General features: G+C 73.4%; 8 protein-coding genes and 2 pseudogenes. 2 read left to right on the top strand and 8 right to left on the bottom strand.

All coding sequences use genetic code 11. From position 1 onward, the window contains the following. Positions 1-45: 45 nt before the first annotated feature. A complete protein-coding gene (locus D6270_RS03465) occupies positions 46-1,734 on the bottom strand; it encodes a DUF885 domain-containing protein (RefSeq protein ID WP_109166782.1) in 1,689 nt (562 codons plus the stop codon). 131 nt (positions 1,735-1,865) lie between these two features. Beyond that, on the bottom strand, positions 1,866-2,354 hold the full coding sequence (locus tag D6270_RS03460; RefSeq protein ID WP_109166783.1) for an Lrp/AsnC family transcriptional regulator: 489 nt from the start codon (positions 2,352-2,354) through the stop codon (positions 1,866-1,868). Positions 2,355-2,413: 59 nt separating this feature from the next. Between D6270_RS03460 and D6270_RS03455 the strand changes: the two genes are divergently transcribed. Beyond that, the gene (locus D6270_RS03455; protein ID WP_109166784.1) at positions 2,414-3,661 is read left to right on the top strand and encodes a trans-sulfuration enzyme family protein; all 1,248 of its coding nucleotides are present in this window, start codon (positions 2,414-2,416) and stop codon (positions 3,659-3,661) included. Here D6270_RS03455 and D6270_RS03450 read toward each other — a convergent pair. The 5 genes and pseudogenes from D6270_RS03450 to D6270_RS03430 form a co-directional block, all read right to left on the bottom strand. Beyond that, positions 3,561-4,979 carry a GNAT family N-acetyltransferase gene (locus D6270_RS03450; RefSeq protein WP_109166785.1) on the bottom strand — a complete coding sequence of 473 codons (1,419 nt, stop codon included), beginning with the start codon at positions 4,977-4,979 and terminating at the stop codon, positions 3,561-3,563. The two genes, D6270_RS03455 and D6270_RS03450, sit on opposite strands and share 101 nt — an antisense overlap. Positions 4,980-5,090: 111 nt before the next feature. Further along, positions 5,091-7,799 (bottom strand): DUF7824 domain-containing protein, encoded by a 2,709-nt coding sequence (locus D6270_RS03445; RefSeq protein ID WP_109166786.1) that lies wholly within the window; start codon positions 7,797-7,799, stop codon positions 5,091-5,093. Further along, a complete protein-coding gene (locus tag D6270_RS03440) occupies positions 7,796-9,172 on the bottom strand; it encodes an SWIM zinc finger family protein (RefSeq protein WP_109166787.1) in 1,377 nt (458 codons plus the stop codon). The genes D6270_RS03445 and D6270_RS03440 overlap by 4 nt, the downstream gene beginning before the upstream one ends. 113 nt (positions 9,173-9,285) lie before the next feature. Beyond that, positions 9,286-10,865, bottom strand: a pseudogene (locus D6270_RS03435) (alkaline phosphatase D family protein). Between the two features lie 134 nt (positions 10,866-10,999). Continuing rightward, positions 11,000-12,481, bottom strand: coding sequence for a MocR-like pyridoxine biosynthesis transcription factor PdxR (locus D6270_RS03430; RefSeq protein WP_109166789.1), 1,482 nt, complete (start codon positions 12,479-12,481; stop codon positions 11,000-11,002). Positions 12,482-12,528: 47 nt separating this feature from the next. Between D6270_RS03430 and D6270_RS03425 the strand changes: the two are divergent. Further along, positions 12,529-13,374, top strand: a pseudogene (locus tag D6270_RS03425) (DMT family transporter); the annotation flags it as partial. Between the two features lie 48 nt (positions 13,375-13,422). On the opposite strand, the gene D6270_RS03420 reads toward D6270_RS03425, so the two are convergent. Further along, positions 13,423-14,253: an alpha/beta fold hydrolase gene (locus tag D6270_RS03420; RefSeq protein WP_109166790.1), complete on the bottom strand. Its 831-nt coding sequence runs from the start codon at positions 14,251-14,253 to the stop codon at positions 13,423-13,425. Between the last annotated feature and the right edge of the window lie 74 nt (positions 14,254-14,327).

Here is a 14,327-nt window from a genome sequence, read left to right as displayed (position 1 = left end):
CGGGGCAGGACGGCCACCGACCGGCAGCCGGGGCCGCAGGAGAGGTCAGAGCCGGGACAGCTCGTCCACCAGGTCGTCCAGGCCGAGCGACCCCTGGGAGAGCGCCGCCATGTGCCAGGCCTTGAGGTCGAAGGCGTCACCGTGGGCGGCCCGCGCGTTCTCCCGGCCGAGCAGCCAGGCCCGCTCGCCCAGCTTGTAGCCGATGGCCTGGCCCGGCATCGAGAGGTAGCGGGTCAGCTCGCTCTCCACGAAGTCGGCCGGACGGCCGCTGTGGCTGCCGAAGAACTCCTGAGCCAGGGCGGGCGTCCAGCGCTCACCGGGGTGGAACGGCGAGTCCGCCGGGATCTCCAGCTCCAGGTGCATACCGATGTCCACGATCACCCGGCAGGCCCGCATCATCTGCGCGTCCAGATAGCCCAGCCGCCGCTCCGGGTCGGGCAGGAAGCCCAGCTCGTCCATCAGCCGCTCCGCGTACAGCGCCCACCCCTCGGCGTTCGCGCTGACCATGCCGACCGACGCCTGGTAGCGGGAGAGGCTGTCGGCGACGTGCGCCCACTGGGCGAGCTGGAGGTGGTGGCCGGGAACGCCCTCGTGGTACCAGGTCGAGACCAGGTCGTACACCGGGAAGCGGGTCTCGCCCATGGTGGGCAGCCAGGTGCGCCCGGGGCGGGAGAAGTCCTCGGAGGGGCTGGTGTAATAAGGCGCCGCCGCGCCGCCGGGCGGGGCGATGTGGGACTCCACCTTCCGTACCCGCTCGGCCAGTTCGAAGTGCGTGCCGTCCAGCGCCTCGATGGCCTCGTCCATCAGGCCCTGGAGCCACTCGCGGACCTCTTCGACCCCTTCGATGTGCGTGCCGTGCCCATCGAGGTGGGCGAGCGCCTCCCAGGGGCCGGCGCCCGGAAGGATCTTCGCGGCCTCGCTCGTCATCTCGGCCAGCAGCCGGTGGTACTCGGACCAGCCGTACGCGTACGCCTCGTCGAGATCCAGGTCCGTACCGTTGTAATGGCGCGACCAGCGAGCGTAGCGCTCCCGGCCCACCGTGTCGGGTGCCCCCTCGATCGCCGGGGCGTAGACGTCGCGCATCCAGTCCCGCAGGGCGGTGACGGAGTCCGTCGCGAGCCGGGCGGCCTCGTCCAGCTCCTCGCGCAGCGCCTCCGGTGCCGGGGCGACGAACTCCGTGAAGAACGCCGTGCTCCCGCCGGCGCCGCTCCACTCCGTGAGCTGCCCGACGAAGGTGGCGGTCGCGCGCGGTCCGGCGTACAGCTTGCGCTCCAGGCCGAGCGCGAGCGAGTCCCGGTACCCCTCGTACGCGGCCGGCACGGCACGCAGCCGTTCCGCGACCGCCGCCCAGTCGTCCGCCGTCTCGGTGGGGGTGACCGTGAAGGCCGAGATGACGCTGTGGGCGGGGGAGTGCAGATTGGAGACGGTCCGCAGCCCCTCCTCCGCCTCGTGCACGGCGAGTTCCGCCGTCAGCCGCTCCCGCAGGAGCCGTCCGCAGCGGCGTTCCTCGTCGCTCTCGGCGCCCGGCTGCCGCTCCGCGTCGTCCAGCTTCAGCAGTGTGGCGCGGAGAAGGCCGGCGACCGCCTCCTGACCGGCCGGTGAGAAGTCGGGCAGGCGGCGCGAGCTTTCGCGGACGCCCAGATAGGTGCCCGTGATGGGGTCGAGTTCGATGATTGCGTCGACGTAGGCGTCGGCGACCTGACGGGGCAGCGCACTGCTGGAGGTGTCTGACATGCCGCCATCCTCCAACGGCGGGCCCTTTTCCGTCACCTCCGGCGAAGGGCGTGCGTCCGAAAGACGATCACGGCCGACGACCAGGGAGGACCGGTGCGACGGTGCTCCAAGGAGGGTCGGCGCACCGGTGTTCACGGGCGGTCCGGCTCGCCGGGCGGCAGCAGCGGCCCGCACTCCCACTGCTGGAAGATCAGCCGGGTGTCCACCCGGGCCACCTCCCGGCGCGAGGTGAACTCGTCCAGGACCAGCCGCTGGAGATCCGCCGCGTCGGCCACCGCCACCTGCACCAGATAGTCGTCGGGGCCGGTGAGATGGAAGAGCGCACGGGACTCCGGAAGGGCCCGGATCCGGTCGACGAACGGGCCGATCAGCTCACGGCGGTGCGGGCGGACCTGCACCAGGAGCAGCGCCTGGAGACCCCGGCCGAGCTTCGCCGGATCCAGCCGCAGTTGATCGCCGAGGATGACCCCGGAGCGGCGCAGCCGGGTCACCCGGTCCAGGCAGGTCGAAGGAGCCACCCCGACCTCGGCCGCCAGCTCCCGGTAGGTGGTCCGTGCGTCGTTCTGCAACAGCCGCAGAATGTGCAGATCCACCGGATCCAGAGCGACGGAGTCAGCCATATGGCGAACGTAACACGGAGTCTGGCCGCGACTGGCCGGTAACTGTTCAGAGTGTTGTCATGGACAACGAAGTCTCGACGACGCCCCCCGCCCCCACCCCGTCCAGGGCGCTGGCCACCGAAGCCGTGCACGCCGGACGCGACGACCTCGCCTCGCTCGGCCTGCACGCCCCTCCGCTGGACCTGTCCACCACCTACCCCTCCTACGACTCGCGTGGCGAGGCCGAGCGGATCGACGCCTTCGCCACCACGGGCGCCCGGCCGGACGGCCCGCCCGTATACGCGCGCCTCGACAACCCGACCACCGCCCGGTTCGAGACGGCGCTCGCCCGACTGGAAGGGACCGACAGTGCCGTCGCGTTCGCCAGCGGCATGGCCGCTCTCACGGCGGTCCTGCTGGCCCGCGCGAGCATAGGGCTGCGGCATGTCGTCGCCGTCCGGCCGCTCTACGGATGCAGCGACCACCTGCTGGGCGCTGGGCTGCTGGGCACCGAGGTGACCTGGACCGACCCGGCGGGCATCGCCGACGCCATCCGCGCGGACACGGGCCTGGTGATGGTCGAGACCCCGGCCAACCCCACCCTCGCCGAGATCGACATCCGCGCCGTCGCCCACTCCTGCGGCTCCGTGCCGCTGCTCGTCGACAACACCTTCGCCACCCCCGTCCTCCAGCGCCCCGTCGAACACGGCGCCCGGATCGTCCTGCACAGCGCCACCAAGTACCTCGGCGGCCACGGTGATGTGATGGGCGGGGTCGTCGCCTGCGACGAGGAGTTCGCGGCGACACTGCGCCAGGTGCGGTTCGCCACCGGCGGGGTGCTCCACCCGCTGGCCGGATACCTGCTGCTGCGGGGGCTTTCCACCCTTCCGGTCCGCGTACGGGCCGCCGCCACGAGCGCCGCCGAGCTCGTCCGCAGGCTCACCGCCGACCCGCGGATCGCCCGGGTCCACTACCCGGCGATCGGCGGGGCGATGGTCTCCTTCGAGGTGTACGGGGACCCGCACGCCGTGATCGCCGGCGTACGGCTCATCACCCCCGCCGTCAGCCTGGGCAGCGTGGACTCGCTGATCCAGCACCCGGCCTCCATCAGCCACCGCATCGTGGACGAGGGGGACCGGCAGGCTTCCGGCGTCGGGGACCGGCTGCTGCGTATGTCGGTGGGGCTGGAGGACGTCGAGGACCTCTGGGCCGACCTGTGTCAGGCGCTCAGCGCCGCGCCCGTTCCACGGCCTCGGGCGCGGCAGGCCGAGCGGTCCGCTCGTCCGGCGCACGCGTCGGCTCCGGAGCGCTCTTCAGCCGTGCGGTGATGACCAGGGTGCCCTCCTCGATCTGGTAGTCGAGGGGCAGCTCCAGGGCGCGCATCGCGGCGACCATGCCGGTGTTACGGGACTGGGTGACGGCGTACACGCTGTCGCAGCCCGCCTCCTCGGCCAGCTGCACCAGCCGGCCGAGCAGCTCCGAGCCGATGCCCCGGCGCTGCCAGTCGTCCTCGACGAGGAGGGCCACCTCGGTCTCGTCGCCGTCCCACAGGAGGTGGCCCAGCGCCACCAGCTTGCCGGAGGTGGTCTGGACGGCCAGGGTGCGGCCGAACCGGGGGCTCAGCAGGTGGTCCAGATAGCGGTCGGCGTCGCCCACCGGGCCGTGGTAGCGCAGGCCCAGGGTGCCGGCGGAGCACCGGTCGTGCATGGCGCGGGCGGCGGCCAGGTCGCTGCGGTCGGCGCGGCGCACGGTGATCTCGTTGCCCTCGGGCAGCGTGAGGATGTCCTCGCTACGGGGCACCCGCGGGCCGAGCCGGGCGTCCAGCTCCACCAGGGCGCGGGCCCGGGCGAACTCGGTCGGGGTGAACGGCAGATAGGGCCGCTCCACGGCGATGACCCCGCCCGACGGGTCGCGCAGCCGCATCACCGTCTCCTCCAGCACACCCTCCACCGGGGCGCTCTCCCCGGTCGGGCGGCCGGTGACGGAGACGGCGGGCAGCGAGTGGATCGTGCACCGGCCGAGCAACTGGCGCAGCGCGAGAGGCAGTTCCGCCGCGTCCAGCGCCGTCCGGGTGGCCAGCGAGAGGACCCGGGTCGGGGTGTCGACCAGATCGTGGGTGTCGGCCCGTTCGATCCAGGTGGCGGTGCCGCCCGCGGCCGAGATCTGCCGGGTCAGCTCCGGAGCCGGGAGCGAGGCGGGCGCCCGCAGCAGGAACTCGTCGACCGTCCCGTCCGCGAGCGGGTGGGTCTGGAGCGTCAGGATGTCGATACGGAACCGGGCGAGCACCAGGCACAGCGCGGCCAGACTCCCCGGGGCGTCACGCACGGTCGTCCGCATCCGCCACAGCACCGTCTCCTCCGCCCCGGCCCCGTCGATCGGGTCGGTGGCCCCGGCGGGCGCCGGATCGGACGTGCCGCGATCCTTCGGCGGGGGAGCGTTGCTGTGGCGCCGCGCCCACCACGTGTGGAACGTCGCCGTGGCCACCAGGGCCACGGCCGACGCCACGAGCAGGTAGGGCCCTTCGGGCTGGTGCCCGATCAGGTTGGCGATGGCGTCGGCCACGGCGACCGCGGTGAAGAGCGCGGCCAGCTCGATCAGGTCCCGCCGCCAGTGGTGCGGGCGGCGGGCGGTCTTCGAAGACGTCACATCAGTCATATCCTTACTGTGAACGTATGGTGTTGCCTGATCACGAACACCTTGTGACTGATGGGTTAAGTGTGGATCTGTTCGCCTATCGTCGGTTTTCAGCCGTATTTCTCACTCCTTGAAAGCCTTCGACAGACGCGCGGCCTGCCGGACGGTCTGCGAGGCCCCCTTGCGCCCGGCCGTCCCGGCCAGCCCGGCGATCGGCTCGATCCCCTCCGTACCGCACTGCTCGGCGCACTCCGCCGCCACGGCCAGCAGGTCCCCGATGCCCCGGGGCGCCTTCTCGTACGCCAGCAGGGTGGGCAGCACCGAGGCCAGCACCCCCAGCACGGTCCGGTACGCACCGGTCGCGGCCGCCGTCCTGGCGGAGTCGGCCAGCCGGTTGACCTTGACCAGGTCGTGGTCGACGAGGACCCCCAGCTCACGCCCGAGCAGCGCGGTGTCGAGCCGTCCCTGCGCGGCCACCACGAGGAGCGCGTCCACGGCGGATATCCGGTCCTCGGGGTGCCGGGATCCCAGCCCGTAGGCCAGGGCGAGGTGCACCGCGACACCGGCCTCGCCGCCCGCCTCCATCAGCGGCGGCAGGAACCAGGCCCCGCCCCGGGGCCCCTCGTCGGCGTTGCGCAGCAGATCCGGCATCAGCCAGGCCGCCAGGGTCTCCCCGTCCTCGGGCAGCGTGGCGATCCAGTGCGAGCACTGCTCGGCACCCCAGTGGTAGCACTCCCGCGTACTGGGCACATGGGCACGGCCCAGCCAGTGGAAGGAGCGGGGGAACTCCTGCTGGATCAGCGGCCGTTCCTTGGTGGCGAGCAGCACGTGCCGTACCCCGGAAGCCGACCGCTGCCACCAGTTGCCCGCCGAGGGCCGGTCATCGGCCAGCCCGTGGCGCAGGACCGGGACCATCGGCTCGTCGGCCCGTATCCAGGCGGCCAGCCGGTCCCCTTGCGGTGTGCCGAGCGCCGCCGCGGCCTCGGCGGCCCCCGACGCGCCGCTCCGCCGCACGCGCAGCAGCGCCTGCGAGAAGTCGGCGGTCCCCGGGGCGACCCCGAGGCGCTGATACGTCCGCAGCCTCTCGACCAGCTCCGCCGCGTCCAGCGAGCCGGTGTGCCAGGTCGGCGTGGCGAGCAGGAAGGGCACCCCGCCGGAGCGCACCGCACCGGCCGCCTCCCACGCCCGGGCGAGCAGCACCCCGTTCAGCGCGGCATGGGGGCAGCTCCCCGTCCCCGTCCAGCGTTCCTTCCCCCAGGTGACGTCCTTCTCGGAGATCCGCCCGAGGAGCGAGCCCACCACCAGGGCCAGCGCGTCGCTCGTCGTCACGTACGCCGGCTCGGGCCGCCGGTCGATTCCGTGTTCGATGAGCCACACCCCGGCCAGGGCCTCTTGGAGCGCCTCCGCCAGCTCGGCCCGCTCGGTGCGGGCCACGCGGACCAGCCCGTCCAGCGTGCGCTCGAAGGCGGAGACCCCGGATGCCGCCGCCAGGGCCCCGGGAGTGGAGCCCTGCCAGGAGGAACGGGACTTCACCTGGGCCGCCACCTCCTCCACGAGCTCCGCCACGGTCTGCGGTGCCGGATCGAGGCGGGACAGCACCGGCACGGGGGGCAGCAGCTCCTCGTACGGGCCGTCCGCCGGCGCCTCCTCGCCCGCCGTCCCGAACAGCGCGCTGACCGCTTCCCGGTGCAGCGGCCCCAACCGGGCGGCCGCGAAGGAGAGCTCCTCCCGCAACGGCGCGTCGTCGGCCGGGAGATGGCGCGCGATCAGCTTGAGCGCCCGCTCCTGAAGCGCGGTGTCCTCGTTCCCGAACGCCTCGGCGACCACCGGAAGCAGCTCACCCGCCGTCCCGGCATCCCGGCTCAGCACCTTCCCCAGCAGGATCAACTGGCCGCGTACCAGCTTCTTCTCCCGGCGGAAGAGCACCGAGCCCGACACCTCCGCGAGATCCCGGGTGGACAGCTCACCCCGGGCATCGAGACGTGTGAGGACGTCCTGCGCATGGGAGGCCACCACCGAGATGGCGTCGGCGGCCATCCCCATCCAGTCGCGGAGGTGGCTTCTCTCCTCGTCCTCCGTGAGGTGCAGCTGCTGGAGCACCGCGAGGAAGAACCGCTGGTCACCGTTCTTGCCGCCGCGTACCAGGCGGGTGACACACCGTTCGGCCAGCTGCGACCGGTCCAGCACCCCTTCCTCGGCGAGTGCGCAGAGCGCGGCCGGCCAGTGGTCCGACGAATCCGGTGTGTCGTACCAGCCGACCTGGGACGGCAGCTCCGGCAGCTCGAAGAGCCGGGGTGCCAGCACGGCGACGTGCGGGTCGGAGCGCAGGATGCCGATGAGCGGCACCCGGTTGCCGGACCTGCCGTTCCACCGCGCCGAACTGATCCGGTCCGACCAGCCCTCCACGACACTGTCCGTCGTCGGGATCGGGCATCCCGCCATCCGCGCCAGCTCACTGATGAACGTGAACTCCGCCTCCGAGTCCATCGCGCGACCCGCCAGCCGGTGGGCCAGGTCGCCCAGCCAGACCGGATCGCGGTCGCCCAGCGCCACGAGGATCAGCGGGTACGGGGACCGCGACCAGCTGCGCAGATCACGGCCGCCGATCCAGGTGGCGCAGCCCGCCGCGCCCGTGTGGCAGCCGGCCCCGGCCACCAGGAGGGCCTTGCGGATCCTGTCCTGGCGCTGCCACTCCCAGTCCCGGGCCTCCTTGCGCAGCTCCTTCAGCTCGGCCAGCGCCGCCCTGCGCCCGGCCCGGTCCAGCTCGAGCACCAGCGGTGGAACCGCGTGGTGGTTTCCGTTGCGGACAGCGCTGATCAGGTCGTCGCTCATCGCACGCCTCCGGCGACCGTCGCGCCGCGCCGGACCATCGTCACGGCCAGGGCGTGTTTGCACGGGCCCCGCTTCCCCCGGTAGTCCGCCCACCACTGACAGGTGCAGGTGAGCCGCCCGTCGCTCTCGCGCACCTGGTAGCGCCGGTCCCCGGAGGCCACGGACGCCAGCGCGCCGTCCAGCGACACCGCCCCCGCACCGGCCAGCTCGCGGGCGGCGACCAGACGCGGGTTGTGGCGCTCCGCCCGGTCCGCGTCGTAGGGCAGCTCGCGGTGGAAGTAGGCCGCGTCCGCCAGGTCGTAGCCGACCCGGCCCGCCGTACCGAGCCGGGTGAGCGCGGCCCGTACCCTCTCGACACCCAGCCCCGACTGCTCGGCCAGGGAGGCCGGTTCGATCGTGGGCTCCCAGGCGAGCAGCACGGAGACCAGCTCGGCGTCGGCCGCCGCCTCATCGGTGGCCAGCGCCTCCAGCACACCGCCCTCACCGGAGAACCCCCGCGAGGAGTCGGGGGAGAGCGTCAGCGTGAGCCGCATGCCCGGCAGGACCACCTCCCACGCGCTCGCCACCGGCGCACCGTCCACCACCGGAGGCCCGTACACCCGCAACGCCGTCGCATGGCGCAGCACCCGCTGGAGGGCCACCAGCCGCTCGGGCCCCGGCAGGCACACCGCGCCCGGCACCGGCCGGGTCGTCGGCCGCAGCCCGGCCCCGGAGGCCACCACCCACTGCGCGCCCCGCCCCGCGCTCCCCGAACCACGCGGCAGGGAGCGCAGGAACGCCACCGCCCGCGCCGCCGGCAGCTCGGCCCGCAGATCGAACCCGGCCGAGGCCACCTGCGCCTCCGCGAACCCCCGCAGCCACCGGTCCGGCAGCGGCACCTTCTTCTCCACCACCGGCCCGTCCAGCGTGGTGACCGCCAACTCCTCAGGACCCACCCGCAGATGCAGCGGGTCGTCCGCCGTTATCCGGGAAAGGGCCTCCCGCAGCGGATCGTTCACGTCCACATTGGTCGTACCGTGGCCCGTCCGCTCCCCGTCCAGCCCCTCCTGGAGCACATCGAGGCGCGCGTACACCCCGCAGCAGCCGGAGAACGACTCGAAGCGCAGCCGGTCCCCGTTCCCCGTCACCACCGGGTCGAGAGAGGAGGGCAGGGTGCGCTGGTAGTAGCGGGCGGCGGCCACATCGGCCACCGCCAGCAGCCCCCGGGCCGCGATGCGCGGGGCGGAGAGGAATCCGGCGAAGAACCGCGGATGCGCCTCCGCCCCGCGCGGGGTGAGACCGCCTGCGGTCTCCAGACCGAGGGCGGCTCCCACCTGCGAGGACTCCAGGGCGGACGGGCGTGCGTAGGCCAAGGCCTGAACGGATCGGGTCATGGAGAGAACGGTAGGACCCACCACTGACAACGAGCCCTGGGCAACCGTCCGTGCAGGTCGGAGGCGCTCCCCGGGCACCCGGTCGGCCCGGGGAGCGGGCGCCCTCCGCGCCCTCACTGACCGACGCGCCCCGGCCGCAGCACCCGTGTGAACAGCACCGCGCCGCCCTCCGCCCGCAGACGCACCGTCAGCTCGGCGCTGTCCCCGTCGATCTCGACCTCGCCGAAGAACTGGGGCGACTCCATCGGCGACACATTGGCCCGGTCAGGAGCCCGCACGAAGACCCGGTCCGGCCCGAACGTGCCGTCCAGCGCGTTGGCCGGAAATCCCCCTGCCGCCAGCGGACCCGAGACGAACTCCCAGAACGGTGCGAAGTCCTTGAACGCCGCCCGCTCGGGGCGTAGTGCTGAGCCGAGGTGTAGTGCACATCGGCCGTCAGCCACAGTGTGCCGGTGACCTTGCGGTGCTTGATGAACCGCAGCAACTCCGCGATCTGCAGCTCCCGCCCGAGCGGAGCACCCGGATCGCCCTGCGCCACCGCCTCGAAGTCCGTGGCCCCGTCCGGGACCACCAGGCCCAGCGGCATGTCCGCAGCGATCACCTTCCACACCGCGCGGGACTCGGCGAGGGCGCGTTTGAGCCACCGCAGCTGCTCGGCACCGAGGATGCCGGTCGTGTCCTCGGCCTGCCGGCCGGGGGAGTTGCGGTTGCGGTGCGAGCGCATGTCGAGGACGAAGACGTCCAGCAGCGGCCCGTGGTGGACGGTCCGGTACATACGGGACCGCCGGGAGGAGCCGTGCGGCGCCGACACGGGGAAGTATTCGCCGAAGGCGCGCGCGGAACGGGCCGCGAGGATGTCGACGTTCTTCTCGGTGTAGCGCTCGTCGTCGAGGATCTGGCCCGGGTACCAGTTGTTGCGCACCTCGTGGTCGTCCCACTGCACGACGGAGGGGACCTGTGCGTTGAAGCGCCGTACGTTGCCGTCGAGGAGGTTGTAGCGGAAGTTCCCCCGGTACTCGTCCAGCGTCTCGGCGACCTTGGCCTTCTCCTCGGTCATGACGTTGTGCCACACCCGGCCGTCGGGCAGCGTCACGCTCGGCTGGAGCGGCCCGTCCGCGTAGACGGTGTCCCCGCTGCACAGGAAGAAGTCCGGGTCGAGGCGGCGCATCTCCTCGTACACCCGGTAGCCGCCGATGTCCGGGTTGATGCCCCACCCCTGCCCCGCGATGTCCCCGGACCACAGGAAGCGGACCCCGTCACGGCGCCGGGCCGGAGCGGTACGGAAGGTTCCGTACACCGGTCTGCCCGTACGGCGGGGGTCGTGCGGGTCGGCCAGGGTGACGCGGTAGTGCACCTGCTCGCCCGCCGGAAGGCCGTACAGCGGAGTCGTGCCGGTGAAGTCCGTCCCCGGGCCGATCAGCGGCCCGTACCAGCTCCGGGCGCGGCGGAAGGACTCGCTCGCCGAGGTCTCGACCACCATCCGGGCGGGCCGGTCCGACCGCACCCACACCAGCGCTGACGAGGCGGTGACGCTCCCCACCTGCACACCCCAGGCCGCCTCCGGCCGCCCCGCCAGGGCCAGGGCGGGAGCCGCACCCACGGCCATGGGCAGGGCGGCCGCCGCCGGGACGAGCAGCGAGCCCCGCAGAACGGTACGGCGGCCGGGCGAGGGGATACGCGGGCGGTGCGGCATCGGAGCGCCTCCAGGGCGGTGGGCGGAACGGGCGGGCGGAGGCCGCAGCCGGAGCCGGTCTCCGCCCCCATGCCTAGTGGGCCGCGGAGGCCGCCTCCCCAACGCCGGGTGAACATGACCGGTCCAAGGCGCCCTCAGAGACGGCCACGTGCGCGCGGGGCTGCCTGCGCCGCCGCGAGCAGTTCGACGCCCCGGGAGATCTCACCCACCCCCAGATGCGCGTAGCCGAGCACGAGCGCCACCGAGCCGTCCTCGGGCCCCGCGTCCCCGCAGTCGCTCAAGGGCCGCAGCGCGACGCCCGCCCCGGCCGCACGGCTCAGGAACGCGCCCTCGGGGCCGTACCGCCGGGGCAGCCGCGCGATGATGTGGAGCCCGGCGGCGATGCCGCTGACCGCCGTACCCGGGAAGTGCTCGGCGAGGGCGGACACCAGGGCGTCCCGGCGCTCCCGGTACGCGCGCTGGCAGCGGCGCAGCTGGCGGTCGTAGGCGCCGCGCACGATGAAGTCCGCCAGCACCGCCTGGTCGATGGCGGGATTGCCCAGGTCCATGGTCCGTTTCCGGGCGATGATCCGGTCGGTCAGCGACGCGGGGGCGATCAGCCAGCCCAGCCGCAGCCCCGGAGCCAGCGACTTGCTCACCGAACCGGTGTACACGACCCGCTCCGGGTCGAGCCCCTGCAGAGCACCCACCGGAGCCCTGTCGTAGCGGAAATCCCCGTCGTAGTCGTCCTCCATCACCACGGCGTCCGCCTCCCGCGCCCAGTCGAGCAGTTCACGGCGCCGCTCCGCGGAGTAGGCGATTCCGGTGGGGAACTGGTGCGCCGGAGTGGTCACCACGGCGCGCACGCCGGAGCGCCGCAGCGGCCCCAGCGCCACCCCCTCCGCATCGAGGGGCAGCGGCGTCGCGCCCAGGCCGGTCGCCGCGAACAGGGACGCGTGCTCCGGGCTCCCCGGGTCCTCCACCCCGACCGAGGCCAGGCCCTGCTCGCGGAGTACGAAGCCGAGCAGCGTCGTCGCCTGCGCCACCCCCGAGCAGACCACCAGCCGCTCGGGATCGGCCACCACCCCGCGCCGCCGGGCCAGCAGTCCGGCCAGCGCCTCCCGCAGCTCCGGCAGCCCGCGCGGATCCGGATAGCCCAGCGCGCTGTGCGGCAGCCGGCCGAGCACCGTCCGCTGGGTGGTGGCCCACGCGGCGCGCGGGAAGAGGGCGAGGTCGGGGACGCCGGGCCGGAAGTCCACCCGTGCGCCCGGCGTACGCGGCGCCAGATCCCGTACGGAGTGCGCCGCCGCGCGCACTCCGCCGCTCACCCAGGTCCCCGCGCCCCGTCCGCTGCGCAGATAGCTCTCGGCGGTCAGCTGCTCGTACGCCTCGGTGACCAGCCCGCGCGAGACCCCGAGATCCGCGGCGAGTTCCCGGCTGGACGGCAGCCTCGTCCCCGCGACGAGACGGCCCGAGCGTACGGCCTCCCGCAGCGCGGACCGGAGCGCGCGCCCCCGCCCGCGCGCCGGGGCGGCAGCGGCGGGCAGCAGCAACTCCCAGGCCGGAGAGGTGGAATCGAGACCGCCGGACCGGCCGGGGCCGTCCGCGTCGGTCGGATTGGTCCCCGAAGACGTCATGGAAGTGGACCTTAAACCGGTCCGGTGCCGGACCTAGCGTCACCGTCATGAACGCGAACTCTCTGCGCGGGGCCCTTCTGGCGGCCTTCGCCTGTGTGCTGGTGGGAGCCTCCTTCACCGCCAACAGCGTCCTTGGCGACTATCCGTACGCGGGCGGCCAGGCGCTCCGCTACGGCCTGGCCGCACTGCTCCTGGCCGCCCTGCTGCGGCGGGGCCCCGACCCCGTCGCCGTACCGCTGCGAAGGCTCTCCGGGCGCCGGTGGCTGCGGCTCGGTCTGCTCGCCGCCGTCGGCATGGTCGGCTTCAACCTGGCGATCCTGGCGGCGCAACGGACCGCGGAGCCGGCCGTTCCGGGCGTCTTCGTCGGCTGCGCGCCCATCGTCGTCGGCGTCCTGGTCCCTCTTCTGGAGAGCCGCCGTCCTTCCCGTACCACCTTGTACGCCGCCGGGCTCGTCGCCGCCGGAGCGTTCACGGTCCAGGGCTGGGGCCACACCGATCCGGCGGGCGTCTGCTGGTCGGTGGGTGCGCTCGCGGGCGAGGTCGGCTTCGCGGTGCTGGCCGTACCGGTGCTGAGGCCGCTCGGTCCGAAGCTGCTCGCGGCGACGGTCTGCGCGATCGCCGCCGTGCAGTCCGCGCTGCTCGGCCTGGTGCTGGACGGTACGGCGTTCCTGCGGGCGCCGACCTCGGCCGAGACGACGGCGCTGCTCTGGCAGGCCGTCGTCGTGACCGTGATCGGCTTCGTCTGCTGGTACACCGGCCTGCAACGCATCGGCGCCGAACGGGCCACCCTCTTCTCCGGCCTCATCCCGGTCTCCGCCGCGCTGACCGCACCGCTCGTCGGAGCGGGGGCGTACGGCATGGCGCAGGGCGCGGGGAGTCTGCTGGTCGCCGCCGGGGTGGCGCTCGGCTCGGGAGTCCTGGGGCGCCCGCGCCCCGCCCCCTCAGCGGCTGGTGTCGAGGATGACGCGGGCCACCAGCGCCGGGTCGTCGTTCATCGGGACGTGCCCGCAGCCGGGCAGCCGGACGAGCCGGGCCTCCGGGATCACGTGCTTGGCGCGGATCCCCTGCTTCCGGAGCAGGATGCGGTCGCGGGTGCCCCAGGCGACGGTGACGGGGATGCCCTTCACGTCGTCGGTGAAGGAGACGCTCCCGCCGGCGGCCAGCGTCTGGTGGAAGCCGGTCGCTCCCCGCAGGGCCAGGGTCTCGGCGACGACGGCCTCGGGTGAACGCCTGCCGGGCCGGGCGTAGATGGTGCTGGTCAGCGCCGTACGGCCGGCCGCGCTGCGGGAGAGCCGTTCGATCGCGGGCACCGGGAGGGCCAGTGCGGCGCGGCGCATCGCCCGCAGGGTGGTGAAGGCGTAGCGGCGCTCGGGCTCGTTCCAGAAGCCCGCGGGGGAGAGCGCGGTCACCGAGCGGACCAGCTCCCTGCGCCCCAGCTCCAGGGCGAACAGGCCCCCGAGGGAGTTGCCGGCGATATGCGGGCGGTCCAGGTCCAGCGCCGAGAAGAGGGCCTCGAAGACCGAGGGGAGCGCCTCCAGGGTGTACGGGACTCCGTCCGGCAGAGCGGGAGACGCGCCGAAGCCGGGCAGGTCGACGGCTATGACTTCGCGCTCGGCGGCCAGGATGCGCGTCACCGGGTCCCAGGCCTGGTGGTGGTGGCCGATGCCGTGGAGCAGGACCAACGGTTCACCCGCACCGGTCCGTTGGTACTCCACCGAGACCGGACGGGGGCCGTGCGCGGAATCGACGGTGAAGGAGACCGTGGTGGTCATGGAGCTGCTCCCTGGAGTGGGTAGACATCGCGTCAACAACAATTACCGTCCGGTAGCTTGGAGTTCAAGGGCTC

The organism is Streptomyces griseus subsp. griseus (assembly GCF_003610995.1).
Taxonomy (GTDB): domain Bacteria; phylum Actinomycetota; class Actinomycetes; order Streptomycetales; family Streptomycetaceae; genus Streptomyces.
Note: the sequence above shows the minus strand (reverse complement) of the source record. Positions and strands in the feature narration are given on the sequence as shown.

What these genes read in the sequence shown, in the direction of transcription:
- D6270_RS03445 (WP_109166786.1), bottom strand. Translation starts at nt 7,799, where the DNA reads ATGAGCGACGACCTGATCAGCGCTGTCCGCAACGGAAACCACCACGCG.
- D6270_RS03465 (WP_109166782.1), bottom strand. Translation starts at nt 1,734, where the DNA reads ATGTCAGACACCTCCAGCAGTGCGCTGCCCCGTCAGGTCGCCGACGCC.
- D6270_RS03460 (WP_109166783.1), bottom strand. Translation starts at nt 2,354, where the DNA reads ATGGCTGACTCCGTCGCTCTGGATCCGGTGGATCTGCACATTCTGCGG.
- D6270_RS03420 (WP_109166790.1), bottom strand. Translation starts at nt 14,253, where the DNA reads ATGACCACCACGGTCTCCTTCACCGTCGATTCCGCGCACGGCCCCCGT.
- D6270_RS03440 (WP_109166787.1), bottom strand. Translation starts at nt 9,172, where the DNA reads ATGACCCGATCCGTTCAGGCCTTGGCCTACGCACGCCCGTCCGCCCTG.
- D6270_RS03455 (WP_109166784.1), top strand. Translation starts at nt 2,414, where the DNA reads ATGGACAACGAAGTCTCGACGACGCCCCCCGCCCCCACCCCGTCCAGG.
- D6270_RS03430 (WP_109166789.1), bottom strand. Translation starts at nt 12,481, where the DNA reads ATGACGTCTTCGGGGACCAATCCGACCGACGCGGACGGCCCCGGCCGG.